Consider the following 25,061-nt stretch of genomic DNA (forward strand, 5'->3'; position numbering starts at 1 on the left):
CCTCCTTAGCAATCTTTTTATCTTAAATACAATAACAAATATTTAAAGAAAAAGATAGTTATTTGATAAAGGTATATAGCTAGTTATTATGTAGCAGGAGGGTTATAAAAGGAAGATAACTGAAATCCAGATTTGCCATACTGTAAGGTTACTTTTAATGTGAGGGAATGAGCAAACCATTGGAAGAACAAAAAGCGGAATGGTTTATGTTCATTCATCCGCTTTATAAGATGATTTCAGCTGGACTCCAGCCAAAAACTACAGCCAGAGGAAGTGGACAAAGCTAGTGTTTCCGAGGGGTTATCCTTCCTCTAATGACGGAGTGGCCTCATACATAAAGTATCAAACATACTCCTTTTCGGCTGGATCTATCTTTTTGAGCGTACCGTCTTGGTCAGAAAACTTGCTGTCGATATTCGAAAAAGATTTCTCGAATATTTCCATAAAATCATCACCATAAATATTGCGGACAATTGCCATGATTTCAATAATGTCCGGAAACTTACCATATAGTTCCTTCAATGGCATGGCTCCTGAAAAAACAGCATTATTATCTGGTTCATAGCTTTCCATCAAAGCGAGCAATATGCCCTCGCCTTCTTCCGTAAGCTGGATATACGTATTTCTCTTGTCGCTTTCCTTTTTGGAAAACTTTAAATAACCGCGTTCCTCAAGCTTTTTGGAGAAGTTGAAAGCAGTGGAAACATGCATTACACCAAACTTAGCCACATCTGAAATCGAAGCTCCATTCAAATGATAAGCAATCCATAAAATATGATGCTCATTGATATTCAGGTCGAATGGTTTGATCCATTGCTGCCAGTCCTTCTCGACAGACTTCCAAAGGGCCTTACTCAACTGGGCAATTCTCTGGCTAAACATCATTGCTTCTTTCATAGAATAATTTTTATCTCCCATTCTCATAATCACCTACTTTATTGTTTCTATTTTCATTATGCCAATAAAACAAAAATTAATAAAGATATAAATTTACAAAATTTTTAGAATTTGTTTAATTCCATCTAAAGTCGGGGTGTTTTTATGTAATTATTTAATTGTCATAACAAAAACGCCATTTGCATAATATATCTTTCTTGATAAAAAAAGAAAATCCTTCCCACCGGAAAAAATTTACTTAAGGGGAAGGATCATTCCAGATTATTTTTCTTTAGAATTAGCAGCAGCCAATTCAGATTCCAAGTCTTTAATTGAATCTTCAAGCTCTTTGACATCTTCCTGAAGACCTTTCTTGTTTTCTTCGGTTAGAAGCTTCCATTCAAAGATAGCTGTCTTTACATCGGTAATAAATGTTTGGATAGATGTTTTGCCTTCTTTGGAAGCCGTTGCCACGGTATTTTTCAATTCAACAGCAGAATCTTTAATATCCTTGATGGATTCCATGTATTCATTCTTATTAGCTATAAGTGTTCTTCTTGTTTCATATCCTGATTTTGGAGTTGCAAGCAGCGTTGCAATCCCTGCTACCACACCGCCTATAACAATTCCCGTAAAAACATTTTTTGCTTTCATGCTTCGACCACCTCATCAATTTTTCTGTATATGTTCTCTAAAAGAATCGCGATTCCTCTTTTCTTCTATATTTAATTTCCTATTCTCGCACAAATAAACGTTATTAGCTTCATAGCCTTAAATTAACAGGCATAAAAATATAATAAGGTTCTGTTCAGGAAGGGGAGGAGGGGAGTGGAGATTTTTACAAGTGTGGTGTTATTCATCAGCGTTGCTTTCTTTGTGGGGGCCGTCCATCATCTCCTTGCGTTAAAGAAGCCGGGTATGTATCCTCCGAAGGCGCTTCTTCGGAAGAGAGCAGGGACGCTGGCAGGGGGAGGAGCAATTTTTCTATTGATCGGGATTATCTTTTACACATTCCAATAGAGCAAAACAAAGCCCCTGTCCGTTATAGACAGGGGCTGGCATTTTTAATTGATTTCTGCAAGCTTTGCTCTTTTAAATATATTCGTTGCCACAGGATAAAGGATACCCATGAAAACGGCGTTGAATGCTGCTGCTGGAAGGACAACCGCTGCGAATAATGCAATGAATGGTCCCGGCAGGCCGACAAGGAAATATGCAGAACCGAGGAAAACGATTCCTGACACAATGGTTCCAATCGCTGTAAGGCCAGCTGCAGTATAAATCGAAAACTTGAAATTTTTCAGGGCAAGCAGTATTCCAAAGAAGACAAACGCAGTAACAGGCTTGTCGATGACGTTCGGAACGAGGCCCCCTGGGAAAGTCGTAGTCAATCCGGATATCAGTCCAGTTACGGCTCCAACCAATAGTACACTCTTTTTGTCAGGAAACAGGATGATCCCAAGGAACATCATCGTCAGCATCATATCAGGCTTCATTCCAAGGAAAAAACCCGGTACGACCGTGTGCAAGACTGCTCCCATCCCCACTAAAAGTGACAATGCTACAAGATTCTTCGTATTCATTTCTCATCTCTCCTCTGCTATTCTAGCTAACTAGTACTCCTCCTGCAGTGCTCTCTGTGCCTGCAGCGAAAAGGTTTCTCCAATTATAACATAAATTTTAATGGAGTAAAGGGTTAATATTCTGTTAATTTCTGCTCCTAAAATGGTTCATGAAGTCAGCAAGTTTTTCAACGTTTTCAAGAGGGACGGCGTTATAAATCGAGGCTCTGCAGCCGCCGACAGATCTGTGGCCGGCAAGTCCAATAAAGCCGGATTCTTCCGCCTCATGCAGAAAGGCTGAAGTCAGATCATCCTGATCGAGTGTAAAGGTGATATTCATCAGCGAGCGGCTCTTTTCTTCAGCATGCCCTGTGTAGAACCCATCACTCCTGTCTATTGCATCATAAAGCAATGCCGCTTTCTGCTTATTCAGCAGTTCAAGCTGCTTTACCCCGCCCAGCGCTTCTGCCCATTCGAGCACAAGCATCAGGAAATAAATCGATAATGTAGGGGGAGTGTTATAAAGCGACCTTGAAGCAGCATGAACCTCATAATTAAGCATGGAAGGCAGCCCTGGTTTAGAGCGCTTGAGCAAATCCTTATGGATGATGACGACTGTGACACCGGATGGGCCCAGGTTTTTCTGCGCACCGGCATAAATGAGTCCATATGATGATAGATTTAATGGCCGGCTGAGAATGTCACTGGACATGTCAGCAACAAGCGGAATGGGCAGGCCTTCAGGGAAGGAATGCCACTGAGTTCCGTAAATGGTATTGTTTGTCGTGATGTGGAGATAAGAAGATTCAGCTGGTATATCGATTTCAGAAGTACTGGGGATAAATCTATAGTTGGCAGTTTTGGAAGATGCGGCTATCGCGGCATTACCCATTTTCTGAGCTTCCTTCAGCGCTTTCTCTGACCATGTTCCGGTCAAGACATAGCTTGCAGTCGATCCTTTCTCAAGCAGGTTCATCGGTACCATTGAAAACTGCAGACTTGCACCGCCCTGGAGAAATAGTACCTCATATTCATCAGGAATAGTGAGCAGACCCCGAAGCAGATTTTCTGTACGTTCATTTATTTCTTCGAATTCCTTGCTGCGATGGCTAAGCTCCATCACACCCATGCCGCTGCCCTGGTAATTCATCATTTCTTTTTCTGCTTTCGCTAATACTGCCTCAGGCAATGCCGCTGGACCAGCATTAAAATTGAGAGCTCGTTTCAATTGGATCCCCCCGAAATTAAAATACAGTCATTCGTTAATGTACTAAAGTTAGTTCTATGCTAACAGAAAAAGAAGCGAAATTCTAATGTTTTCAGAAAATTTAAAGTGATTTGTAGTTATTCTCTGAATGAGCGCGGAAAAAATGGCTTTAAGGACCACATTAGAAGAATTTTTTTAAGAGAAAGATGTCCATTAGATTTTTTTATAGACATTTTACAGAGAAGGGGGGAGGCAAAATGTTCAATAATATAAATTTAATCTTTAATATACATTTCGAGCTAGAGGAGCATCCAAAATGTCTAAAAAGATGGCTTTAATGGACATTTCGAGCTAGAGGAGCATTCAAAATGTCTAAAAAGATGGCTTTAATGGACATTTCGAGCTACAGGAGCGTTCAAAATGTCTAAAAAGATGGCTTTAATGGACATTTCGAGCTAGTGGAGCATCCAAAATGTCTAAGAAGATGGCTTTAATGGACATTTCGAGCTACAGGAGCACCAAAAATGTCTAAAAAGATGGCTTTAATGGACATTTCGAGCAGCAGGAGCATCTAAAATGTCTAATAAAGCTTCGCGTTTTTTTTGCGTCAACAAAAAAACTCCCGCAATGCGGAAGTTTAAAGCTTGCTATTAATTTCTGAAGCGATTTTTTGGTAATCCTCAGATGTGTATTGATCTTGATGGGTTTTCCAAACTGCTCCGAAACCATCACCATTTCCATAGCGCGGAATCAAATGCATATGGAAGTGGAAGACTGATTGCCCAGCTGCTTCGCCGTTGTTTTGAAGCACGTTCAGGCCGATAGGGTCATATGCAGCCTTGATCGCGTTAGCGACTTTTGGGACTGCCTTGAAAACATTCGCGGCAATCTCGTCATTAAGTTCATAGACATTTTCTTTATGTACCTTTGGGATGACAAGTGTATGTCCTTTCGTTACCTGGCTGATATCGAGAAATGCAAGGACGTTCTCATCCTCATAAACCTTTGCTGATGGGATATCGCCATTAATGATTTTGCAAAAAATGCAATCACTCATTTCTTTCACCCTTTCCATTATGAATTTCGCTTCTTGTCCCATGCAACACCAGGACTCTGCGCTTTTTTATGGTATTTTATCACATTTTACCAATAAACATAAAGAAAGAAAGGACAGGATCCGGTTGGAATCCTGTCCCTGAAGGAGAAACTAATTACTGTTCATTGACGTTCTCAGCAGGTTTACCTTTGATAAACACCTCATTTTCAATTCATTTGAATTATAAAAATGATGGGTTATTCAGTACCTGGTTCAATCGGACCATCCCCTTATCAGCTTTAATAGGTTTCACAACTTATAAAGCGGGAAGTGATCTGCGACACACACCTCATTTCAAAATGTGGAGTGATGTTACTGAACGGCTGGGTTAACATTTACGTAGCGCAATGCAACCATCCCCTTATTTGAACGTTGAAATCAGTGTGCTTATAAAACGAAGAATATGTCTTTAACAGACACCTCATTTCGAATTATTGCTTGTTTCCCCTTCAAAAATTATGATGCCCCGATTGACAGCTTATATGCGAAAAAGTTTCGAAATAAGTTGAAGCTTTTCCTAATGGATATGGATTTGTTAAAATAACGGTACACGAATACGAACTGGAAGGGCGTTGTACATGTCTTTATTGGAAATTAACCAGGTGACCGGTGGATATACAAGGAATCCGGTTTTGAAAAATGTGAGTTTTACCGTCAATAAAAATGAAATTGTTGGATTGATTGGTCTGAATGGTGCCGGCAAAAGTACGACAATCAAGCATGTGATCGGTTTGATGGAACCGCATAAGGGTGACATTAAAATGAATGGCAGGACCTTTTTGGAAGGCAAGGAGGAATATAGGAAGCAGTTCACCTTTGTACCTGAAACGCCTATTCTTTACGATGAATTAACCTTGGAAGAGCATCTGCGGCTGACAGCAATGGCTTATGGACTTGAGGAAAAAGAATATGAGCAGCGAATTGATGCTTTATTGAAGGAATTCAGGATGAGTAAAAGGCTGAAATGGTTCCCTGCCCATTTTTCAAAAGGGATGAAGCAGAAGGTTATGATTATGTGCGCATTTTTGGTACAACCTTCACTTTATATTGTCGATGAGCCATTTGTCGGACTTGACCCACTTGGGATTCAATCCCTGCTGGATCTGATGGACAAGATGAAGGAAAACGGGGCTGGCATATTGATGTCGACGCATATCCTCGCAACGGCAGAACGATATTGCGATCGTTTTGTCATTCTCCATAATGGAGAGGTAAGAGCTCAGGGGACGCTTGAAGAGTTGAGGGAGCAGTTCAAGATGCCTGGCGCAACACTGGATGATTTGTATATCCAACTGACAAAGGAAGAAGACTATGTTTAATCCGCAGCACCTATGGAAGGAGCGTTTCGGTACTTTTGCAAAGGAGACCGGAAGCTACCTGCGATACATTTTTAATGGCCATTTAGTGATTGTCGTCATGTTTTTATTGGGAACAGCAGCTTTTTACTATCAAGAGTGGATTGAAGCGCTGCATCCGGATTTCCCGGCAGCGTGGATCATCGCATTAATTCTTGCTGCCGTACTTACATACAGTCCAATCCAGACATTTTTAACCGAGGCAGATAAAATATTTCTGTTGCCGCTCGAAACCAGATTGGATGATTATTTTAGAAAGTCGATCACATTCAGCCTGAGCCTGCAGTCTTATTTATTACTGCTTGTACTCGCTGTTCTGATGCCGCTCCATGTAAAAATACATGGTGCAGATTTCAAGTCGTTTTTCATCCTTTTAATCGCACTCATTCTGATAAAGTGGATTAACATATTGATACGCTGGAATGTACAGTTTTTCATCGAGAAAAATGTAAAGTTGACGGACAGCATTATTCGTTTCTTTATCAATGTTGTTCTTCTTTATTTTATCTTTTCAGGAGCCCAGGTGATATTTGCTGCCGTTCCAGCACTTGTCTTAATCCTACTGTATTTCTACTATAAAAAACAGGCGAAGGACAAAGGCTTGAAGTGGGAACAGTTGATCGAGGACGAAGAAAGACGGATGAACGCCTTTTACCGTGTGGCCAATATGTTTACGGATGTACCTAAGCTGCGAGACCGCACCAAAAGAAGAAAATGGCTTGACTGGCTGGTAATTGTAATTCCATACAAGCAGGATCTGGCCTTCAGTCATCTTTACTTAAGGACTTTCGCGCGCTCAGGGGATTATTTCGGCTTGCTCGTCCGCCTTACACTGATAGGAGGAGCAGCGCTTTATTTCCTGACATATGGTCCAGGACAAATTCTGCTTGCTTTACTTTTCATGTATTTGACAGGGTTCCAGCTACTGCCGCTTTGGAACCATCACCAAAACAAACTTTGGGTCAGTCTGTATCCTGTACCAGAGAATGCAAGAAAGAAATCCTTTACGAGCTTGCTGCTGGGAATAATGATTTTCCAGGCAACTGTATTCGCGGCGGCTGTGCTGATAAAAGGAGAATTGATATTAGGAGCGATCGTATTGGCTTCCGGTATCGCATTTTCGCTGTTTTTTGTTTATTTTTACAGTCAGAGCAAGCTTAAATCCTAATTTAGAATCCTTTTTGTAATCGCTTTGGCTTTTATGAAAAGGATTTTTTTTGAATCGTTTTTGCGTTTGATACGTATTAGTAACAACAAGGGGTGAAGGCTTTGAATGAATATGAATTGAAGGCTTATGAAGAGGTTCTTGCCTGGAAGCGGCAGCTGAATAAACGTTCCAGTCTTTTGGCGCGTGCATCAAAGAAAGCGCAGACGAAAGTGAATCAGCTGATTCCAGGCAGAGTCCATCAATTCTTGACGGAAAGTATTAAAAACATGGTCAAGGCGACTCTGGCGGGATCGAATTACACGACGAAAAAGCAACAGGGAACAGGGCTGACTCTATTCGAAAAAGACCAGCAGCTATTGAAAAAGCTGTCAGGGTACAAGAGGACAGCGGCTGTTGAAGGGGCTGGAACTGGAGCCGGGGGAATACTGCTTGGGATGGCGGACTTTCCATTGCTTTTATCGATAAAAATGAAGTTTCTTTTTGATGCTTCATCTGTATATGGGTTTGACCCTTCAAGATATGAAGAAAGGCTATTTATCCTTTATGTATTCCAGCTGGCTTTTTCTAGCGATGACCATAGGAAGCAGACACTGGACTTAATTGAAAACTGGGAAGCAAGAAAAGCTGAATTGACGGAGCTGGATTGGCAGCAATTTCAGCAGGAATACAGGGACTATATCGATTTTGCCAAAATGCTGCAGCTGATGCCTGGGATTGGGGCGGTTGTAGGAGCTTACGCGAATTACAATCTGCTCGACCAGCTGGGTGAAACCGCGATGAATGCATATAGAATGAGGATTCTGCAGACACCTCCGCAACTCTGAGTTGCGGAGGTGTTTTGTTTGAAGAATTAGAAATGCCCGTAAGATACCTTACGGACATTAAGTTCTTATGCTAATGTTTCTCGTTTTTCTTTATTCGGTTGTTCCTTTGTTTGAAAGTTGAGTGCGGCTGCGCAAAGAGTTTTCGCCGCTATGACCATCGCTTTTTCGTCAAAATCGAATCTTGGGTGATGGTGCGGATACGACCCGTCTGTTTCTGGTTTCGCACCGATAAAAAAGAAGGTCCCTTTTACATGCTGGAGATAGTAGGCAAAGTCCTCGCCGCCCATTTGAAGCTCACTTTCTTCAATCTTTGTCACTTCTGGAACCTTTGTGGCACAGTCGATCAGGAATTCAGTTTCTGCTGCATGATTGACGACGGCTGGATAGCCTTTTTCATACTGATAATCACAAGTACAGTCTGTTGCCAGGCAGGTGCCATGGACTACTTTTTCAATTTCCGATGCGATGAAATCCCGGGTTGATTCGTTGAATGTCCTAACTGTGCCAATCAGCTTTGCTTTATCGGCAATTACATTAAAGGCATTTTCTGCTACGAATGATCCTACGGTCACAACTGCGGAATCAACAGGGTTGACACGTCTGCTGACAATTTGCTGTAAGGTCGAAACCAGCTGGGCTCCAGCGACGATGGCGTCCTTTGTTTTATGCGGCTGGGCGCCGTGCCCGCCTTTTCCCTGGATCGCTATTTCAAACCGGTCAGCTGCAGCCATGATTGGTCCGATTCGATATTGGATGGTTCCTGTCGGTTCAGTGGCCCATAAATGGGTACCAAAAATCACATCTACACCTTCAAGGCAGCCGTCTTCAATCATCGAAATCGCCCCGCCAGGAGCGTACTCCTCAGCATGCTGGTGGATCATTACGTATGTTCCTTGAAGATTCTTCCTTGCTTCATAGAGTACCTTAGCAAGTACCAATAAAGTCGCAGTGTGTCCATCATGGCCGCAGGCATGCATTACGCCAGGAACTAATGATTTGTATGGAACATCTTTCTCATCCTGAATTGGAAGAGCATCAAAATCAGCTCTTAGGGCGACCGTTTTTCCTGGCTTTGCACCATGAATCTTTGCGACCACTCCGTTGCCGCCTACATTGGCGCTTACTTCAATTCCAAGTTCTTCATAATAAGCCTGGATATAATTTGCTGTATTTACTTCCTGGAAAGACAATTCAGGATGTTGGTGCATATAGCGGCGGATTTCCACCATTTCGGGAAAAAGGTTTTCTATCTTTTTAAAAAGCTGATCCTGCAATTGATTCATCTCCTTATGTAAAATAGTTTGATAATTTAAATAATTATAGCACATAAATAGATTAAAAACATTTTAGCTTCATAGCAAAAGAAGCTCCCATGAAGGAAGCTTCGTATATAAATGGAGCCATTTAGTGGCATCCAGTGTTTTATAGCTATATCAGGAACATTGCCACAATAGTGGTGACAATAAGGCCGATTGTGACCGGAAGCAGATTCCTTCTTGCTAATTCGAACGGATCCACACCGCAAATTGCGGCCGCGGGAATCAATGCCCATGGAACAAGGGTGCCACCCCCGACCCATATGGCAGCAATCTGACCAAGGGCAGTCAGAGTAGCGGCTCCTGCGCCTATGGCAGCCGAGAAAATACCTGCGACTGACCCGGCAAGTGAAATTCCTGAAAAGCCAGATCCATCAAGACCAGTAATTGCTCCAACAGCAGTGAGGGTTACTGCTCCAACTTCAGCGCTGAGTGGCACGATCGAAGCCAGCGCCACTCCGAGGTCGTTTACAATGCCCTGTGAAGTTTCTGGCAGGAATTCGCCGATTATTTTTGTGAATCCTGAATCGCCTAGGTAGAAGAATGCTGCAATTGGGATGACGGCACCGAAAACCTTGAAGCCAAACTGGAATCCTTCAATAAGGTAACTGGTCGTTTTTTCAAGGCCTTTGTTCTTGTGTGCTGCGAGTGAAATGAGAAGAAGAATGAAAACTGAGGTCCCTCCAACGAGCGCAGTTGCATCGCCACCCTGCAAGTCAAGAATGGACATTGCGGCGACATCTGCGGCGAATAATACTGGAATCAGGAGGGCGAAAAATTTCCTGGCACTATCTGATAGCAAGCTGGGGTCACTTGTATGATCCAATTCAACTTCAAGCGCGCCGCCACCTTTTAGTGTGCCGTTTTTCATGTCTCGTTTTAATAGATAGAAAGCAGTGACCGTTGTGACTGCACCCATCACAATGACTAGCGGGATACTAGCCTGGACTACTGAGCTGACAGGAATGCCAGCTGCATCAGCCGTAAGTTTTGGAGCAGCCTGGATGACAAAGTCTCCAGAAAGGGCGATTCCGTGCCCAAAGAGGTTCATTGCGACCGCTACCCCAAGCGCAGGCAGCCCAACTCTAACAGCAACGGGTAAAAGAACTGCCCCCATCAAGGCTACGGCTGGGGATGGCCAGAAGAACCAGGATATGACCATCATGACAATACCTATCGTCCAATAAGCCAGCGCTGGCGTTTTGATCAGCTTGGCGAACGGGGATATCATCGCATCGTTGATTCCGGTCACCGTAAGTGTCCTGCTCATCGCCACGATAATCGAAATAACAAGAATAGTAGGCAATAGCTCGGTAATCGCATATATAAAACTATTGAATATGCTGCTGACCGATCCACTCAACGATCCCGTTGCGACAATGGCCAACAAAAAGATACCTGTAATCGAAATAAGGGTGGTGTCCCTTTTCATGACCATGAAACCGATAATCAGGAAAATGAATAAAACATATATCCAATGAAGTGCCGTTAATTCTATAACCATAGAGTAATTCTCCTTTCTAAATGACATGCTGTTTACTTTTTGCGTAATATAGGCAAATTTCCTAATTGAGTACTACAGGATATGATGGCTGCAGAAAGGTGTGAGCAGTTTTGGAGAATTTTTTATCGGTCTCAGGGCGGAGGGGAAAAGCTTCTTCAGAGGGGCGAACACTTGGGCTTCATCTTATAACATAATACTTAAGATAGTAGAGAAACAATTTAACAGGAATGAAACATGAAAAAAAGGAATTTTCATGGGTGGAAAAGAATAAGAGATTAGGATAGGAAGAAAGAAGGGGAAATTGTTGGGTACTCGATCTATGAATCAGATAGCTTTGGCTGTCATACTATCAGGCTTAGGGGTTATTCTGCTGCTAGTCAATTTAGGTGTCATTTCCTTGGAAATAAAAGAGCTTTTTGTCGTAACCTATCCTTTTGTAATGTTTTTATATGGATTGGTGGCATTATTCCGACGGCAGTTTGGTTGGGGGGCCTTCTTATTGATTTTTTCTTCATTGTTGGCCATGGACCGGTTTGATTTGTTTGTTTTTCATTTTCTTGACGTGTGGAAGCTTTGGCCGTTGTTTTTAATTTACTTTGGGTTGGCCATGATCTTCAGAAAAAATAGAATTAAAGTCGTTTTTGATACTGATGCTTCTAGTACCAAACAAGAAACAACTGCAGATGGAGATAATTCAGTGAAACGGATAAGAGGTGTTTCTGTTGGGAAGGTGACCTTCAAGAAACAAAACTGGGCAGTGGAACCGATGGATTTATACAATATGGTAGGCGATTACTTTATCGATTTCAGTAAAGGTTACATTTCCGAAAGGGAGACCCCGGTTAAGGTAAGAGGATGGGTCGGAGATGTGAAAATGCTCATTCCTGAGGATATCCCAGTGAAAGTCAGTGCAGTTGTTGGGGTTGGGGAAGTAAAGGTTTTCGATTATGCACCTGAGCAAATAAAGCATGTGATTGAATATAAATCAGTAGACTATGATGATGCTGTCAGGAAATTGAATATTTCTATCGAATTAAAAATAGGCTCTGTCAGAATTGATCGAGTATAGGAGGGGGTGAAGCAAATGACAAGTATCCGTTTCTGGTTTATACAGACGTTTATGATTTTGGCATTCATTGCTTCTCTTATTCTCTTTATTGGTCTTCAAATTTACTTGTATCTTTTTCCGGACAGTGGCCTGACAACAACGATGACTTTCTGGCTTTGGCTATATTGTTTTGTGATTTTCACCGCATCAGGTTTCTATTTTAGTTTAAGAGGGAGCTACTTAATCAAAGGCCGTCTTACAGACATTTTATTGTTCATCACTACAATGAGAAGAGGCAAGTTCACAGATAGAATGCCCACAAACGAAAAAGACGAAATTGGACTGATTTCAGAGGAACTCAATCATTTATCTGAATACCTGCAGGAACAGGTACAATCACTGCAACGGCTTGCCGAAGAAAAGACAGAGCTTTCAAAGACCGCAAAATCGGCCGCAATCATGGAGGAAAGACAAAGGCTTGCCAGAGATCTACACGATGTAGTCAGCCAGCAGCTTTTCGCACTTAGTATGATGTCTTCGGCTTCACTGAGATGGTTTGATCAAGAGCCGGAAAAGGCCCGGAAGCAGCTAGAACAAATTTCAGAGATAGCTGGTAAAGCACAGGAGGAGATGAGAGCTCTCCTTCTTCACCTGAGGCCTGTCCAACTAAGTGGAGAGAGCCTGTGCGAAGGAATCGTAAAGTTGATTCAAGAATTAAAGCATAAAACCACACTTACATTCGAGGCGAGTGTTGATGAAATTGACCATCTCTCGAAAGCTGCAGAAGAACATATTTTCCGAATTGTCCAGGAAGCACTGTCAAATATCCTGCGCCATGCTGATGCTACCAGGGTGAAACTATTCCTTTCAGAGGAGAATGGCTATATTCATCTTTACATCGGCGACAACGGGAAGGGATTTGATATCCATGAAGAAAGGATGACGTCCTACGGCCTCAAGACAATGAGAGAACGGTGCGAACAGATTGGGGGCACTTATAATATCAGGTCAAAAGAAAACGAGGGTACATATATTGAAATACGGATACCGGCCATGAGGAGGGAAACGTAGTGGGGAAAATTAGAGTAGCTGTAGTAGATGATCACGAAATGGTTCGAAAAGGGATCATTTCCTATTTGGAGACAGAAGAGGGAATCGAGATTGTCGGGGAAACGGATAGTGGAAAAAAAGCTGTTTCGCTTGTAAGAGATACGAAACCAGATGTTGTCCTGATGGACCTGTTAATGGAGAATGGAACGGGTATTGATGCAACCAGGGAGATTCTAAGCTTTTATCCAGAATGCAAAATCATCATCATCACTAGCTTTTATGACGACGAACAGGTATTTCCAGCTATCGAGGCAGGGGCATTCAGCTACATGCTTAAAACAGCGACCGCGTCGGAAGTCATTAAGGCAATTGAAAAAGCGTCAAGAGGGGAAACTGTCATTGAACCAAAAGTGGCCAACAGGATGATGAAAAGGCTAAGACCACAGGAGCGTAAGCCACATGATGACCTGACAGAACGGGAGCTTGATGTCCTAAAATGTATTGGTGAAGGAATGACAAACCAGCAAATCAGCGAGGAGTTATTCATCGGAGTGAAAACGGTCAAAACCCATGTTTCGAACATTCTGGGAAAACTCGGTTTATCAGACAGGACGCAGGCAGCTGTTTATGCAAACAGAAATGGTTTGATTAAAATGACATAAAAATGGGAGGGTGCCTTATGCCCTCCCATTTTCTATTTATCTACATAGTATTTCGAAACATAAGATGCGCTCTCAAAAATGTTTGGTCGAGCACCGTCTATACCTTCTTCCGTACCGCGTTTTTTGTGCGCATTTTCATAAGCCTTCGATTTTTGCCAGTTTTCGAATGCACCTTCATTTTCCCAGATTGTCATAATGATATATGTGTTCGAACTCAATGGACGAAGAACACGGATCGCGACAAAACCAGGTTCATTCTCAATCAATCTCGGCCTGTTCAAAAACCGGTCTTCAAATAGAGGCCGCCCTTCATCTGTTACGGGAATATTGTTGAGAACAGCGAATCCTTCATGGTCAAGTGAACCAGAGGAGTCAATCACTTCATACATCCTTGGTGAGCTGAACACTGTTTTTTTGCCAGTTTCATGGACAAGGAGTGATGATTCATTATTGTTCATCAATATCATGTTCTCTCCCTGGTGTTTTTCCTTTAATTTTAGTAAAAAATCTGGAGTTCCCGATGTAATATATAGATTCATTTTCTCACCTCATCTTATAAATATGGTTTACTTCTATTATACTAATTGTATGCTGATATCACCAAGCTATCATCTGTTTTCCCTTTTATAGAAGACGTTAAAGCAAAATTCGTCAAATTTTCAACAATTTAAAGCGTTTTCTATGAAATTGGGTAATAAAAAGGATATAGTGTATATAGTTTGTTTAGTTTTTGTTATAAATCATGCTAATCTACCCCATTTTCGATTCACAAAAATAGTTGTTTTTTATTTTAATCCTTTTATATTACAATGGAATACAGACATTATTGAAAGGTGGATTTCCCTTAATGAGTAAGATGATTAACGATACATTTTTAAAAGCAGCCAGAGGTGAAAAAACAGATTACGTTCCTGTCTGGTATATGAGACAAGCTGGAAGGTCCCAGCCTGAATATAGAGCAATCAAGGAAAAGTATTCACTATTTGAAATTACGCATCAGCCAGAGCTATGCGCATACGTCACAAGACTTCCTGTAGAACAATATGGAGTGGATGCTGCGATTCTTTATAAAGACATCATGACACCACTTCCAGCTATGGGTGTAGATGTCGAAATTAAAACAGGCATCGGACCTGTCATTTCTAATCCCGTAAAAACATTGGCAGATGTTGAAAAGCTGGGCGCCATCAACCCTGAATCAGATATACCTTACGTACTCGATACAATCAAGCTTCTTACACAAGAACAGCTGTCTGTACCATTGATTGGCTTCTCAGGAGCTCCGTTCACGCTTGCAAGCTATATGATCGAGGGCGGTCCTTCAAAGAATTATAACAAGACAAAGGCATTCATGTACGCACAGCCAGAAGCCTGGTTCGCGCTGATGGACAAGCTTGGCGATATGGTGATTACATATGTGAAATCACAAATCAAGGCTGGAGTGAAAGCAATCCAGATTTTTGATTCATGGGTCGGAGCACTGAATGTCCAGGATTACCGTACTTTCATCAAGCCAGTAATGAACAGGATTTTTTCTGAACTGAAGAAAGAAAATGTTCCATTGATCATGTTCGGAGTTGGAGCAAGCCACCTTGCCATGGAGTGGCATGAACTTCCGCTTGATGTAGTGGGACTGGATTGGCGCCTGCAAATCAGTGAGGCTCGCGAGCTTGGAATCCAGAAAACCGTCATGGGAAATCTTGACCCAGCCATCTTGCTTGCCCCTTGGGAAGTAATTGAAGAAAAGGCAAAGGCCATCCTTGACCAGGGCATGGCACAGCCAGGCTACATCTTCAACCTTGGGCATGGGGTATTCCCATCAGTGAACCCGGAAACATTGAAAAAACTGACTGCTTTTATTCATGAGTACTCTGCCTCAAAACTAGGTAAATAGTCTCTATTCTGCTTCAGAGCATTACATTTGGTAAAATGGTCTGGTTTTTGGCAGAATAGAAGCTTAGAGACTCGAAAAAGAGGTGCAATCATGACGAAGAAAAAGATGGGATTGCTTGTGATGGCATACGGCACACCCTACAAAGAAGAAGATATTGAACGATATTATACACATATCCGCCACGGACGTACTCCGTCACCGGAAATGCTTGAGGATTTAAAACAGCGTTATGAAGCAATTGGTGGTATTTCTCCACTGGCGAAAATCACCGTTGCTCAGGGCGAGAAGCTCGAACAGCATCTAAACAGTATCCAGGATGAAATTGAATTCAAAATGTATCTTGGGTTGAAGCATATTGAGCCGTTTATCGAGGATGCCGTGAAGCAAATGCATGATGATGGCATTGAAGAGGCGGTCAGCATCGTGCTCGCACCCCACTTTTCGACCTTCAGCGTGAAATCGTATAATGGACGCGCAAAGGAAGAAGCGGCAAAATTGGGTGGACCTGAAATTGTATCGGTTGAACAATGGTATGATGAGCCGAAATTCATCAAGTACTGGTCAGACAGAGTCAGTAAAACTTTTGCTGAAATGCCTGCCGATCAGCGCGAGAATGCAGTATTGATTGTTTCTGCCCACAGCCTTCCGGAGAAAATTCTCCAAATGGGCGATCCGTATCCTGAACAATTAAAAGAAACTGCTGATATGATCGCTAATCAGGCAAACGTGAAAAATTACGAGGTTGGCTGGCAAAGTGCAGGCAACACACCTGAGCCTTGGCTTGGGCCTGATGTCCAGGACTTGACGAGAGACCTATTCAAGGCAAATGGCTATAAAGCCTTTGTTTATGTACCAGCTGGATTTGTATCAGATCACCTGGAAGTATTGTATGACAATGATTATGAATGCAAGAACGTGACAGATGATATCGGGGCCAGCTATTACAGGCCGCCAATGCCAAATACAGAGCCTGAATTTATTGATGCATTGGCAGATATTATTTTAAAAAAGCTGTCAACTTCACGCTAGGCTGTATTCGCATTGATTGTGGCTTTTCGTACATGTTCTAAAAACCGCATTAATAATGGTATCGTTGCTCTTTTCGAGGAGACTTCTGAATTAAGATGCATTCATACAGGTTGAGATAGCAACAAAATTTACGAAAAGAGCCTGGCTAAAACTACTTAAAGAAGGCGATTTACCGTGACAGAAAAGAAGCAAGTTGTAATTGTAGGGGGCGGCATAACTGGTTTGGCGGCTGCATACTATTTGCAAAAGCATGCCAGGGAGAACCAGCTTCCGCTTGATGTGAAACTGGTTGAAGCCTCCCATCGTGTTGGCGGGAAAATGCAAACGCATGTTAAAGATGGCTTTGTAATTGAAAGAGGACCTGATTCCTTCCTGGAAAGAAAAGAAAGTGCAGGCCGACTCGCCAGGGAAGTAGGTTTAGGAGATAAATTAGTCAATAACAGTACTGGGAAATCGTATGTATTAGTGAAGGACAAGCTCCACCCAATGCCTGGCGGATCTGTGATGGGAATCCCTACTCAGATCGGTCCCTTCGTTACAACCGGCCTATTTTCGTGGCCAGGTAAGTTCCGGGCTGCAGGAGACTTCTTTATGCCACCTTCTAAGGTAAAAGGAGACCAGTCACTTGGTGAATTTTTCCGCCGCAGGCTCGGCGATGAGGTTGTCGAAAATCTGATTGAGCCTCTGCTCTCCGGTATCTATGCCGGAGATATTGATAACATGAGTCTATTATCCACTTTCCCGCAATTCTATCAAGTGGAGCAGAAATACGGGAGCCTGATTCTTGGCACAAAAAAATCGACTACTCCCTCGAAAATCAAGCCTGCTGATACCGGGCAGACCAAGAAAAAGGGAATGTTCCTAACCGTGACGTCAGGTTTGCAATCTTTTGTCGATGCAATTGAGTCGAAGCTTGATCCGGGTTCGGTCATAAAAGGGATTCGGGTCGATAAAGTGAGCAAGCAGGAAAGCGGCTACCGGATGAGGCTGAGCAGCGGGGAAACGCTGGACGCAGATAGTATTCTTGTATCTGCACCACATGAAGCTGCTTTGCATATGTTCTCAGAACATGAACATATTTTTGATCCGTTCCGCAGCATGCCTTCAACATCCGTGGCTACAGTTGCGATGGCATTCCCGGAAAGTGTCATAAAAGAAGATATTGACGGTACTGGATTCGTTGTATCGCGGAATAGTGATTATACAATTACTGCTTGCACCTGGACACATAAAAAATGGCCGCATACTACACCTGAGGGAAAAGTATTGCTCCGGCTCTATGTCGGCAGGCCAGGTGACGAGGCTATTGTCGAGCTTTCGGACGATGAAATCATCAAGATCGCTCTCGAGGATTTAAATAAAACGATGGATATCCAGGCACAGCCTGATTTTTCAGTAGTTTCCCGCTGGAAAGAGGCAATGCCGCAGTACACAGTAGGGCACAAGGAAAGGGTAGCGAACCTGAAGAATAATCTCTCAAATGAGCTTCCAGGCGTATTTGTAGGGGGAAGCTCCTATGAAGGAGTGGGCCTTCCAGATTGTATCGACCAGGGAGAAGCAGCGGTCGAAAAGATTCTTGGATATTTGCAGCTTAACCAATAAAAAACCCTTTTTTAAGGGTTTTTTATTTTACATACTTGCCACAGTGTAAAAGATGTGATAATTTATTATTTGACGAAATGACCGTTTTTCTCAAATAGTCATTTTTGGAGGTGTTAACATGGCAATCGACCGGAGACAGCAGATTATTGATGCGGCCAACAACTCTTTTTCACTCTACGGATATAAGGCAACGACAATCGATCAGGTCGCAAAGCTGGCGAATGTAGGGAAAGGTACTATTTATACTTTTTTCAAAAATAAAGAACAGCTTTTCGATGAAATTATTAATGACCTGATCAAAGAAATGGGAGAGGTCGCAAATGAGGCTGTGAATCAAGAAGATTCTTTTTACGAAAATGTCCATAGAGCATTATATCGACTGCTGGAGTTTCGTAAAAAACATCAATTAACGATCAAGCTTTCCCAGGAAGCGCGGGATATCGGAACACCAGCTGTTTTGGAAGTTATGGATAAGCTGGAAGCTGCCATCCTTGGCTTTATTAAACAAAGGGTCATCCAGGCAGTCCAAAAGGGCGAAATAAAGGAATGTGACCCTGAAATCACGTCATTCATCATGATGAAATTATATATATCACTGATTTTTGACTGGGAAAAGAAAAACAAGCCGCTCGAAAAAGCACAAATATCAGAGCTGTTTGAGTTCTATATTTTCAAAGGATTGTCTCGTTAGGAGGGGATCCTTATTTTTAACAGAAAAATGACCAAATGAACAAAATGGTCATTTATTTTACCAAGGAGGATAATAATGAAAAATAAACTATTCACCCAAGAATTACTTGCCATTTTTCGAAACAAAAAGCTTCTGATTCCCATCATTGCCGTCTTGTTCATTCCGGTTTTGTACAGTGGAATGTTCTTATGGGCATTTTGGGATCCGTATGAACATCTTTCCGATCTTCCCGTAGCTGTTGCCAACAGTGATGCCGGGTCAACGATTGACGGAAAGAAACTTGAACTAGGCAATGACCTGGTGGAAAAGCTGAAAGAAAGCCAGGATTTTGGTTTTGAATTTGTATCAGAAGAAGAAGGGGCAAAAGGACTGGAGCAGCAAAAATATTATATGCTCATTAAAATCCCGGAAGATTTCTCTGAAAATGCAACAACTTTGTTGGAGGAACACCCTGAAAAACTCGAACTTGTTTATATGCCGAATGAAAGCTTCAACTTCTTATCTGCTCAGATTGGCGGAACAGCAGCAGAAAAAATCAAAGCTTCTGTGTCCGAGAAGGTTTCTGAAACCTACGCGGAAACGATGTTTGATAAAATCGGCGGACTGGCCGATGGACTTGATCAAGCGAGTGACGGAGCTTTCGAACTGAACGACGGTGCAGTCAGGCTTAAATATGGAAGCCAGGAGCTTTTTGATAATCTATCCGTGTTGGCAAGCAAGTCGGTTGAGTTCAACGAGGGGTTGAACTCGGCTAATTCCGGTACAAAAGAGCTGGCCAATGGAGCAGTAGAGCTATCTGGCGGACTTGGTCAATTGGAGGAAGGGGAAACGAAGCTGGCGGATGCTTCGGGTCAACTTCTGGCAGGCCAGAAAGACCTACAGGCAGGAGCTTCAGAAGTAAAAGCGGGTTTAGATCAAGCAAACAGTAAGATCCCAGCAATGATTGAAGCTACACAACAAATTGAACAAGGGTCCGAAAATCTCAGTCAGAGCCTAACAGCTTGGAGAAATGGGGCTGACAATGCGGCTGGCGGAGCAGCGGAGGTTCATGCTGGTATTCAAGAGCTCCAGACACAAATGGAGGCGATGGCGCCTTTATTAAGTGCATATCCTGAAAAACAAAAAGAGCTTGCCGAAGCGCTTAGCAAACTGGAAGCTGGCAGTGCAGGTCTTGAGCAAGGGACAGCGAAACTTTCAGACTCAGCAGGTAAGCTGGCTGCCGGTTCCGAGAAATTATCAGCGGGCTTGAAGGAAGTCATTGCCGGCCAGGGGCAGCTGCAAGCGGGAATGTCCAAACTGGCAGCGGGCAGCGGACAACTTGAAACAGGTGCTGCAAAGCTGGCAGCCGGCCATGAAGAGTTTCATTCGGGTCTCCAGGTGTTCGGTGACAAGTTGAGTGAAGCGAAAGCTGGTTCTGTGGAGTTGGCGAATGGGAGTTCCAAACTTGTGGGAGGAATGGATGAGCTGGCAGCTGGTTCTGCAGCCATGACGGACGGAACGGACAAACTGGCAACTGGTGCCGGAGAATTGTTTGAAGGCAATTCAAAGGTAGTGGATGGTACGTCCGAGCTTGCTGAAAAGCTTAAGGATGGAGCAGAAGAAGCAAAGGTGAATCCAGACGAGGAAACCTACAATATGCTGGCTGCACCAGTAAAGCTGGCGAATGAAACATTAAAGTCAGTTCCGAACTATGGAACAGGATTTGCACCATATTTCTTATCTCTTGGCTTATTTGTTGGTGCATTGTTGCTTTCCATCGTATTCCCATTAAGGGAGCCAGCTGGAGTTCCTTCAAGCGGTGCAAGCTGGTTCTTCAGTAAATTCGGTATTCTGGCAGGAATCGGAGTCTTGCAGGCGCTTGCAGCTGATGCCATTCTTCTTTTAGGGCTGGGCCTGGATGTTGAGAGTATTCCATTATTCCTGATCTTCTCCGTGATCACAAGCCTGACTTTTATTGCTTTGATCCAGTTCCTTGTGACACTCTTAGGAGATCCAGGTCGTTTTGTTGCAATCGTCATCCTGATTTTACAGCTTACGACAAGTGCAGGAACTTTCCCATTGGAATTAATCCCGGGATTCCTGCAGAAGTTTAACGCATATTTGCCAATGACTTATTCAGTTCAAGGGTTCAAAGCTGTCATCTCTAGCGGGGATTTCAGTTTCATGTGGCAAAATGCAGGGATTTTGGCCGGGTATATTTTAGTCCTGGCAGCAGGCACGGCCGTCTATTTCCATTGGATGTACAAAAGGAGATTCACGATATTAGCAGAAAAATATTAAAAAGAAGCCAGCCGTTCACTGAACGAGCTGGCTTTTCATTTGCAGTCTTGAGCTGCAGGAAAGGGATTGTATTACACCCGGAAAACCGGGGAAGGAAAACGATTTATTGTTTATAGTTTGCCAGGATCCATGCATCCATCACATTTGTTACCGTAGCATTCATGCTGTTCGTTAATTGCTTCTCCACACTCAATACACTGTTTTTTTGGTAAATTACGAAAGAATTCTACGACATTTTCAATCATGCTGTTCCCTCCAATTAAGTGAGTTGTTTTGATACAGTTTCGCTATTAATTATATTGTATTATAACAGAACAACGTGCGTCAATCATAATTTTCTGAAAAAACCGTTGGAGTGAAAAAATGGGCAAAATGAAGTATAGTGAAAGAAAAAGTGTGATAATAGGAGGGGAATCATTGAAGCTGACAATAGTAGGATTCTGGGGCGGATACCCGAAGGTGAATGAAGCCAGCACCGGATATTTGCTTGAGCATGATGGATTTAAGCTAATGATAGACTTTGGCAGCGGAGTACTGGCGAAACTTCAAAATTTCGTTCAGCCAGATGAGCTGGATGCTTTGGTGCTGTCACATTACCATCCCGATCATATCGCCGATATCGGTGTATTACAGCATGCCAGGCTCATCCAGGGCTTTCTGGGCAAGAAGTCTCCCCAGCTTCCGATTTACGGACATACACAGGACAAGCAGGAGTTTGCGAAGCTTACATACAAAAACATTACAAAAGGGATTGCCTATGATCCTTCTAAAAAGCTTAACGTAGGACCTTTCACGATTTCATTCATTTCGGCTGTCCATCCAGCACCATGCTATGCGATGCGGATCGAAGCAGGCGGCAAGTCTTTAGTGTATACAGCAGATACTTCCTTCAAGGAAGAGTTCATTTCTTTTGCTTCAGGAGTTGACTTATTGCTTTCAGAATGCAACTTTTATGGTAACCAGGATGGAAAAGGTGCAGGCCATATGAATAGCTACGATAACGGAAGGCTGGCTGAGGGCGCGGGTGTAAAACAGCTAGTCTTGACCCATTTGCCACATTACGGTGAAATTGAACAGCTTGTTTCGGAGGCTTCCACAATATTCAAAGGCCCGATTACCCTTGCGAGGGAAGGGCTCGAAATCACTCTATAAAAGGAGAATGAACGATGTTATTTATTGATAATAAGGGAATCACAGACCCAAGAATTAATCTTGCAATTGAAGAATATGCCTTGAAGAATCTTGATATCAATGAAACCTACTTATTGTTTTATATAAACGAACCATCCATCATCATAGGCAAAAACCAGAACACAATTGAAGAAATCAATACTGAATATGTTGAGAAGAATGGAATCCATGTCGTCCGTCGATTATCAGGGGGCGGTGCAGTGTATCATGACCTTGGGAACTTGAATTTTAGTTTCATCACAAAGGACGACGGAGAAAGCTTCCACAATTTCAGGAAGTTTACCGAGCCAGTGGTGAACGCATTAAGGAAACTGGGAGTAAACGCGGAATTAAGCGGTAGGAATGACCTGTTGGCAGAAGGAAGAAAGATATCCGGAAACGCACAATTTTCGACAAGAGGGCGGATGTTTAGCCATGGCACCTTATTGTTTGATTCAGAAATCGAAAGCGTCGTTTCAGCGCTTAACGTTAAAAAAGATAAAATAGAATCAAAAGGAATCAAATCAATCCGCAGTCGGGTCGCCAATATCTCCGAGTTCCTCTCAGATAAAGTGACAATTGAAGAATTCCGTTCCCTTCTGTTAAAAAATATCTTCGAAGGACTGGATGATATTCCCGAGTATGTCTTAACCGAAGAAGACTGGGGAAAAATCCATGAACTTTCAAAAGAAAGATATCAGAATTGGGATTGGAACTATGGAAAGTCGCCTAAATTCAACTTGCAGCATTCGCATCGGTTCCCGGTGGGGCAGATCGATGTCCGTTTTGAAGTCAATAAGGGAATCATTGAAAATTGCAAAATCTATAAGATTTCTTCGGTGTAGGCGATGTCACCGAAATCGAGGACAAGCTGACAGGCATAAAATATGAGAAGTCCAAAATTGCCAGTGCGTTAGAAGATGTGGACATTAAACATTATTTCGGAAATATTTCTAAAGAAGATTTTATTAATTTATTATATTAACATTAGGAACGCGGTGATGATGACACCGCGTTTTTAATTTACTGAATGTAAAATTGTTAGAAATTCGACATGTTTTTCTTGAATCCATAATTTTCTTTCAATATAATATATTTAGAAAACTTTTTACAAAGTTTGGTGACTCTTGTCACCGCAAAGGGGGAAGGGAGTTAATGAATCTTTCATCACAGCTTCATCACACTGCCTCAATGCTGGGGAATAAGCCGGCATATTTTTTCATGGACAAAGCAAGCACATATGCAGAGCTTGATGCTTCTGTAACAAAGTTTGCTTCTGGACTTGAGAAACTAGGGGTAAAAAAAGGCGATCATATCGCATTGTTGCTAGGAAACTCTCCACATTTTGTCATCAGTTTGTACGGAGCGCTAAGGCTCGGTGCAACAGTCATTCCCATCAATCCAATTTACACTGCTGATGAAATCGGCTATATCCTGAACAATGGGGATGTAAAAGTAGTTGTCGGGCTCGACCTGATGCTGCCGCTCGCCGAAAAAATGCATCAGCACCTGCCAAAGGTCGAACACTTTGTCATTGCTGAGACTGGTCAGAGCCAGATATCTGAAGAGGAAATGTCCAAGCTTTCTTTAGGTTCAAAATTGAAACCGTTTACACATGTAGTTGGTTCCGGAGACCTTGAGTTTAAGGGTCCTGAACTGAACGAAGATGATGTCGCGATCATCCTTTATACGTCTGGGACAACAGGAAAGCCTAAAGGCGCCATGCTTACACATAAAAATCTTTATAGCAATGCTAAAGATGTAAGCGATTACCTTAGGATGAGTGAAGATGACAAGGTGATCACCGCCTTGCCGATGTTCCATGTCTTCTGTTTGACAGTTGCCCTTAATGCGCCATTGATGAATGGTGGAACACTGTTGATTGTTCCTAAATTCAGCCCGGCGGAAGTGTTCCGGATTGCCAGGGATTACGAGGCTACTGTATTTGCTGGTGTGCCGACAATGTACAATTTCCTTTTCCAGTATCCAGAAGGAAATCCGGATGATCTTAAATCGCTTCGCGTTTGCATTTCTGGCGGTGCATCGCTTCCAGTTGCGCTTCTTCAGAATTTCGAGCGCAAGTTCAATGTAATGGTTTCAGAAGGTTATGGTTTGTCGGAGGCTTCACCGGTTACATGCTTCAACCCACTTGACCGCCCGCGCAAAGCAGGATCTATCGGAACCTCAATCGTGAATGTTGTAAACAAGGTCGTCAATGAAATGGGAGATGAAGTGGCTCCTGGAGAAGTTGGCGAATTGATCGTCCACGGCCCGAACGTTATGGCAGGCTATTATAAGATGCCAGAAGAAACAGCCGCCACAATCAAGGATGGCTGGTTATATACAGGAGACCTCGCCCGCATGGACGAAGAAGGATATTTTTACATTGTTGACCGCAAGAAAGATATGATCATTGTGGGAGGATATAATGTATATCCACGTGAAGTAGAGGAAGTTTTATATAACCATTCTGATATTGTCGAGGTAGCAGTTCTTGGAGTTCCTGACCCAAATCTCGGCGAAGCAGTAAGATGCTATGTTGTCAGCAAAAATCCAAAACTGACAGAAGAGCAGCTGCTCGAATATTGCCGCGAACACCTGGCGAAATATAAGGTGCCAAGCGGGATCGAGTTCCTCGAAGAACTTCCGAAAAACACAACCGGAAAGATTTTAAGAAGAGCCCTGAAAAATCAGGTATTACAAGGACAATAATCTTATTGATGAGAG

General features: G+C 42.7%; 23 protein-coding genes and 1 pseudogene. 15 read left to right on the top strand and 9 right to left on the bottom strand.

Features of this window, described 5'->3' with window-relative positions; genetic code table 11:
• Positions 1–342 precede the first annotated feature (342 nt).
• Both DYI25_RS00710 and DYI25_RS00715 read right to left on the bottom strand, forming a co-directional pair.
• Positions 343–918 carry an HTH-type transcriptional regulator Hpr gene (locus tag DYI25_RS00710; RefSeq protein WP_213365746.1) on the bottom strand — a complete coding sequence of 192 codons (576 nt, stop codon included), beginning with the start codon at positions 916–918 and terminating at the stop codon, positions 343–345.
• A 240-nt stretch (positions 919–1,158) separates the two neighbouring features.
• Positions 1,159–1,530, bottom strand: a complete 372-nt coding sequence (locus DYI25_RS00715; protein ID WP_213365749.1) for a YtxH domain-containing protein — start codon at positions 1,528–1,530, stop codon at positions 1,159–1,161.
• Positions 1,531–1,704: 174 nt separating this feature from the next.
• Between DYI25_RS00715 and DYI25_RS00720 the strand changes: the two genes are divergently transcribed.
• On the top strand, positions 1,705–1,896 hold the full coding sequence (locus DYI25_RS00720; RefSeq protein ID WP_213365752.1) for a hypothetical protein: 192 nt from the start codon (positions 1,705–1,707) through the stop codon (positions 1,894–1,896).
• A 44-nt stretch (positions 1,897–1,940) separates the two neighbouring features.
• Here DYI25_RS00720 and DYI25_RS00725 read toward each other — a convergent pair whose 3' ends face one another.
• The 3 genes from DYI25_RS00725 to DYI25_RS00735 form a co-directional block, all read right to left on the bottom strand.
• Positions 1,941–2,459: a tryptophan transporter gene (locus tag DYI25_RS00725; RefSeq protein ID WP_213365754.1), complete on the bottom strand. Its 519-nt coding sequence runs from the start codon at positions 2,457–2,459 to the stop codon at positions 1,941–1,943.
• Positions 2,460–2,583: 124 nt separating this feature from the next.
• The gene (gene serC, locus DYI25_RS00730) at positions 2,584–3,666 is read right to left on the bottom strand and encodes a 3-phosphoserine/phosphohydroxythreonine transaminase (protein WP_213365757.1); all 1,083 of its coding nucleotides are present in this window, start codon (positions 3,664–3,666) and stop codon (positions 2,584–2,586) included.
• A gap of 616 nt (positions 3,667–4,282) precedes the next feature.
• Positions 4,283–4,702 carry an HIT family protein gene (locus DYI25_RS00735; protein ID WP_213365760.1) on the bottom strand — a complete coding sequence of 140 codons (420 nt, stop codon included), beginning with the start codon at positions 4,700–4,702 and terminating at the stop codon, positions 4,283–4,285.
• A gap of 617 nt (positions 4,703–5,319) precedes the next feature.
• Here DYI25_RS00735 and DYI25_RS00740 point away from each other — a divergent pair.
• The 3 genes from DYI25_RS00740 to DYI25_RS00750 all read left to right on the top strand — a co-directional run bounded on the left by DYI25_RS00740 (position 5,320) and on the right by DYI25_RS00750 (position 8,088).
• A complete protein-coding gene (locus tag DYI25_RS00740) occupies positions 5,320–6,060 on the top strand; it encodes an ABC transporter ATP-binding protein (protein WP_213365763.1) in 741 nt (246 codons plus the stop codon).
• Positions 6,053–7,264: an ABC transporter permease gene (locus DYI25_RS00745; protein WP_213365766.1), complete on the top strand. Its 1,212-nt coding sequence runs from the start codon at positions 6,053–6,055 to the stop codon at positions 7,262–7,264. Before DYI25_RS00740 ends, DYI25_RS00745 begins: the two co-directional genes overlap by 8 nt.
• 101 nt (positions 7,265–7,365) lie before the next feature.
• Positions 7,366–8,088 carry an EcsC family protein gene (locus DYI25_RS00750; protein ID WP_213365768.1) on the top strand — a complete coding sequence of 241 codons (723 nt, stop codon included), beginning with the start codon at positions 7,366–7,368 and terminating at the stop codon, positions 8,086–8,088.
• A 65-nt stretch (positions 8,089–8,153) separates the two neighbouring features.
• Here DYI25_RS00750 and DYI25_RS00755 read toward each other — a convergent pair whose 3' ends face one another.
• Together DYI25_RS00755 and DYI25_RS00760 are read right to left on the bottom strand one after the other, a co-directional pair.
• On the bottom strand, positions 8,154–9,362 hold the full coding sequence (locus DYI25_RS00755) for a M20 family metallopeptidase (protein WP_274609479.1): 1,209 nt from the start codon (positions 9,360–9,362) through the stop codon (positions 8,154–8,156).
• A 154-nt stretch (positions 9,363–9,516) separates the two neighbouring features.
• Positions 9,517–10,908, bottom strand: coding sequence for a hypothetical protein (locus tag DYI25_RS00760; RefSeq protein WP_213365774.1), 1,392 nt, complete (start codon positions 10,906–10,908; stop codon positions 9,517–9,519).
• 319 nt (positions 10,909–11,227) lie between these two features.
• Between DYI25_RS00760 and liaF the strand changes: the two genes are divergently transcribed.
• From liaF to DYI25_RS00775, 3 genes are read left to right on the top strand one after another with little or no spacing between them, the layout of a single operon-like run.
• Positions 11,228–11,977: a cell wall-active antibiotics response protein LiaF gene (liaF, locus tag DYI25_RS00765; protein WP_249745197.1), complete on the top strand. Its 750-nt coding sequence runs from the start codon at positions 11,228–11,230 to the stop codon at positions 11,975–11,977.
• A gap of 15 nt (positions 11,978–11,992) precedes the next feature.
• A complete protein-coding gene (locus DYI25_RS00770) occupies positions 11,993–13,027 on the top strand; it encodes a sensor histidine kinase (RefSeq protein WP_249745198.1) in 1,035 nt (344 codons plus the stop codon).
• Entirely contained in the window at positions 13,027–13,668 is a 642-nt protein-coding gene (locus DYI25_RS00775; protein WP_213365783.1) for a response regulator, read from the top strand. The genes DYI25_RS00770 and DYI25_RS00775 overlap by 1 nt, the downstream gene beginning before the upstream one ends.
• 32 nt (positions 13,669–13,700) lie before the next feature.
• On the opposite strand, the gene DYI25_RS00780 is transcribed toward DYI25_RS00775, so the two are convergent.
• Positions 13,701–14,207 (bottom strand): antibiotic biosynthesis monooxygenase family protein, encoded by a 507-nt coding sequence (locus DYI25_RS00780; protein ID WP_213365786.1) that lies wholly within the window; start codon positions 14,205–14,207, stop codon positions 13,701–13,703.
• Between the two features lie 308 nt (positions 14,208–14,515).
• Here DYI25_RS00780 and hemE point away from each other — a divergent pair, with 308 nt between their 5' ends.
• The 5 genes from hemE to DYI25_RS00805 all read left to right on the top strand — a co-directional run bounded on the left by hemE (position 14,516) and on the right by DYI25_RS00805 (position 21,164).
• Positions 14,516–15,562 carry a uroporphyrinogen decarboxylase gene (gene hemE, locus DYI25_RS00785; protein ID WP_213365789.1) on the top strand — a complete coding sequence of 349 codons (1,047 nt, stop codon included), beginning with the start codon at positions 14,516–14,518 and terminating at the stop codon, positions 15,560–15,562.
• Between the two features lie 90 nt (positions 15,563–15,652).
• Positions 15,653–16,591 (top strand): ferrochelatase, encoded by a 939-nt coding sequence (gene hemH / locus DYI25_RS00790; protein ID WP_213365792.1) that lies wholly within the window; start codon positions 15,653–15,655, stop codon positions 16,589–16,591.
• 174 nt (positions 16,592–16,765) lie between these two features.
• Positions 16,766–18,193: a protoporphyrinogen oxidase gene (hemY, locus tag DYI25_RS00795; RefSeq protein ID WP_213365795.1), complete on the top strand. Its 1,428-nt coding sequence runs from the start codon at positions 16,766–16,768 to the stop codon at positions 18,191–18,193.
• 118 nt (positions 18,194–18,311) lie between these two features.
• The gene (locus tag DYI25_RS00800) at positions 18,312–18,884 is read left to right on the top strand and encodes a TetR/AcrR family transcriptional regulator (RefSeq protein ID WP_213365798.1); all 573 of its coding nucleotides are present in this window, start codon (positions 18,312–18,314) and stop codon (positions 18,882–18,884) included.
• A gap of 75 nt (positions 18,885–18,959) precedes the next feature.
• The gene (locus tag DYI25_RS00805; RefSeq protein ID WP_213365801.1) at positions 18,960–21,164 is read left to right on the top strand and encodes a YhgE/Pip domain-containing protein; all 2,205 of its coding nucleotides are present in this window, start codon (positions 18,960–18,962) and stop codon (positions 21,162–21,164) included.
• Positions 21,165–21,274: 110 nt separating this feature from the next.
• Here the strand turns inward: DYI25_RS00805 and yhfH are convergent, their stop codons facing one another.
• A complete protein-coding gene (yhfH, locus tag DYI25_RS00810) occupies positions 21,275–21,409 on the bottom strand; it encodes a protein YhfH (RefSeq protein WP_213365805.1) in 135 nt (44 codons plus the stop codon).
• Positions 21,410–21,581: 172 nt separating this feature from the next.
• Here yhfH and DYI25_RS00815 point away from each other — a divergent pair, with 172 nt between their 5' ends.
• The 3 genes and pseudogenes from DYI25_RS00815 to DYI25_RS00825 all read left to right on the top strand — a co-directional run bounded on the left by DYI25_RS00815 (position 21,582) and on the right by DYI25_RS00825 (position 25,046).
• A complete protein-coding gene (locus tag DYI25_RS00815; RefSeq protein ID WP_213365808.1) occupies positions 21,582–22,316 on the top strand; it encodes an MBL fold metallo-hydrolase in 735 nt (244 codons plus the stop codon).
• A 14-nt stretch (positions 22,317–22,330) separates the two neighbouring features.
• Positions 22,331–23,319, top strand: a pseudogene (locus DYI25_RS00820) (lipoate--protein ligase).
• A 170-nt stretch (positions 23,320–23,489) separates the two neighbouring features.
• Entirely contained in the window at positions 23,490–25,046 is a 1,557-nt protein-coding gene (locus DYI25_RS00825) for a fatty acid--CoA ligase family protein (protein ID WP_213365811.1), read from the top strand.
• Positions 25,047–25,061 lie beyond the last annotated feature (15 nt).

This window comes from Mesobacillus boroniphilus, from assembly GCF_018424685.1.
GTDB lineage: Bacteria > Bacillota > Bacilli > Bacillales > Cytobacillaceae > Mesobacillus > Mesobacillus boroniphilus_A.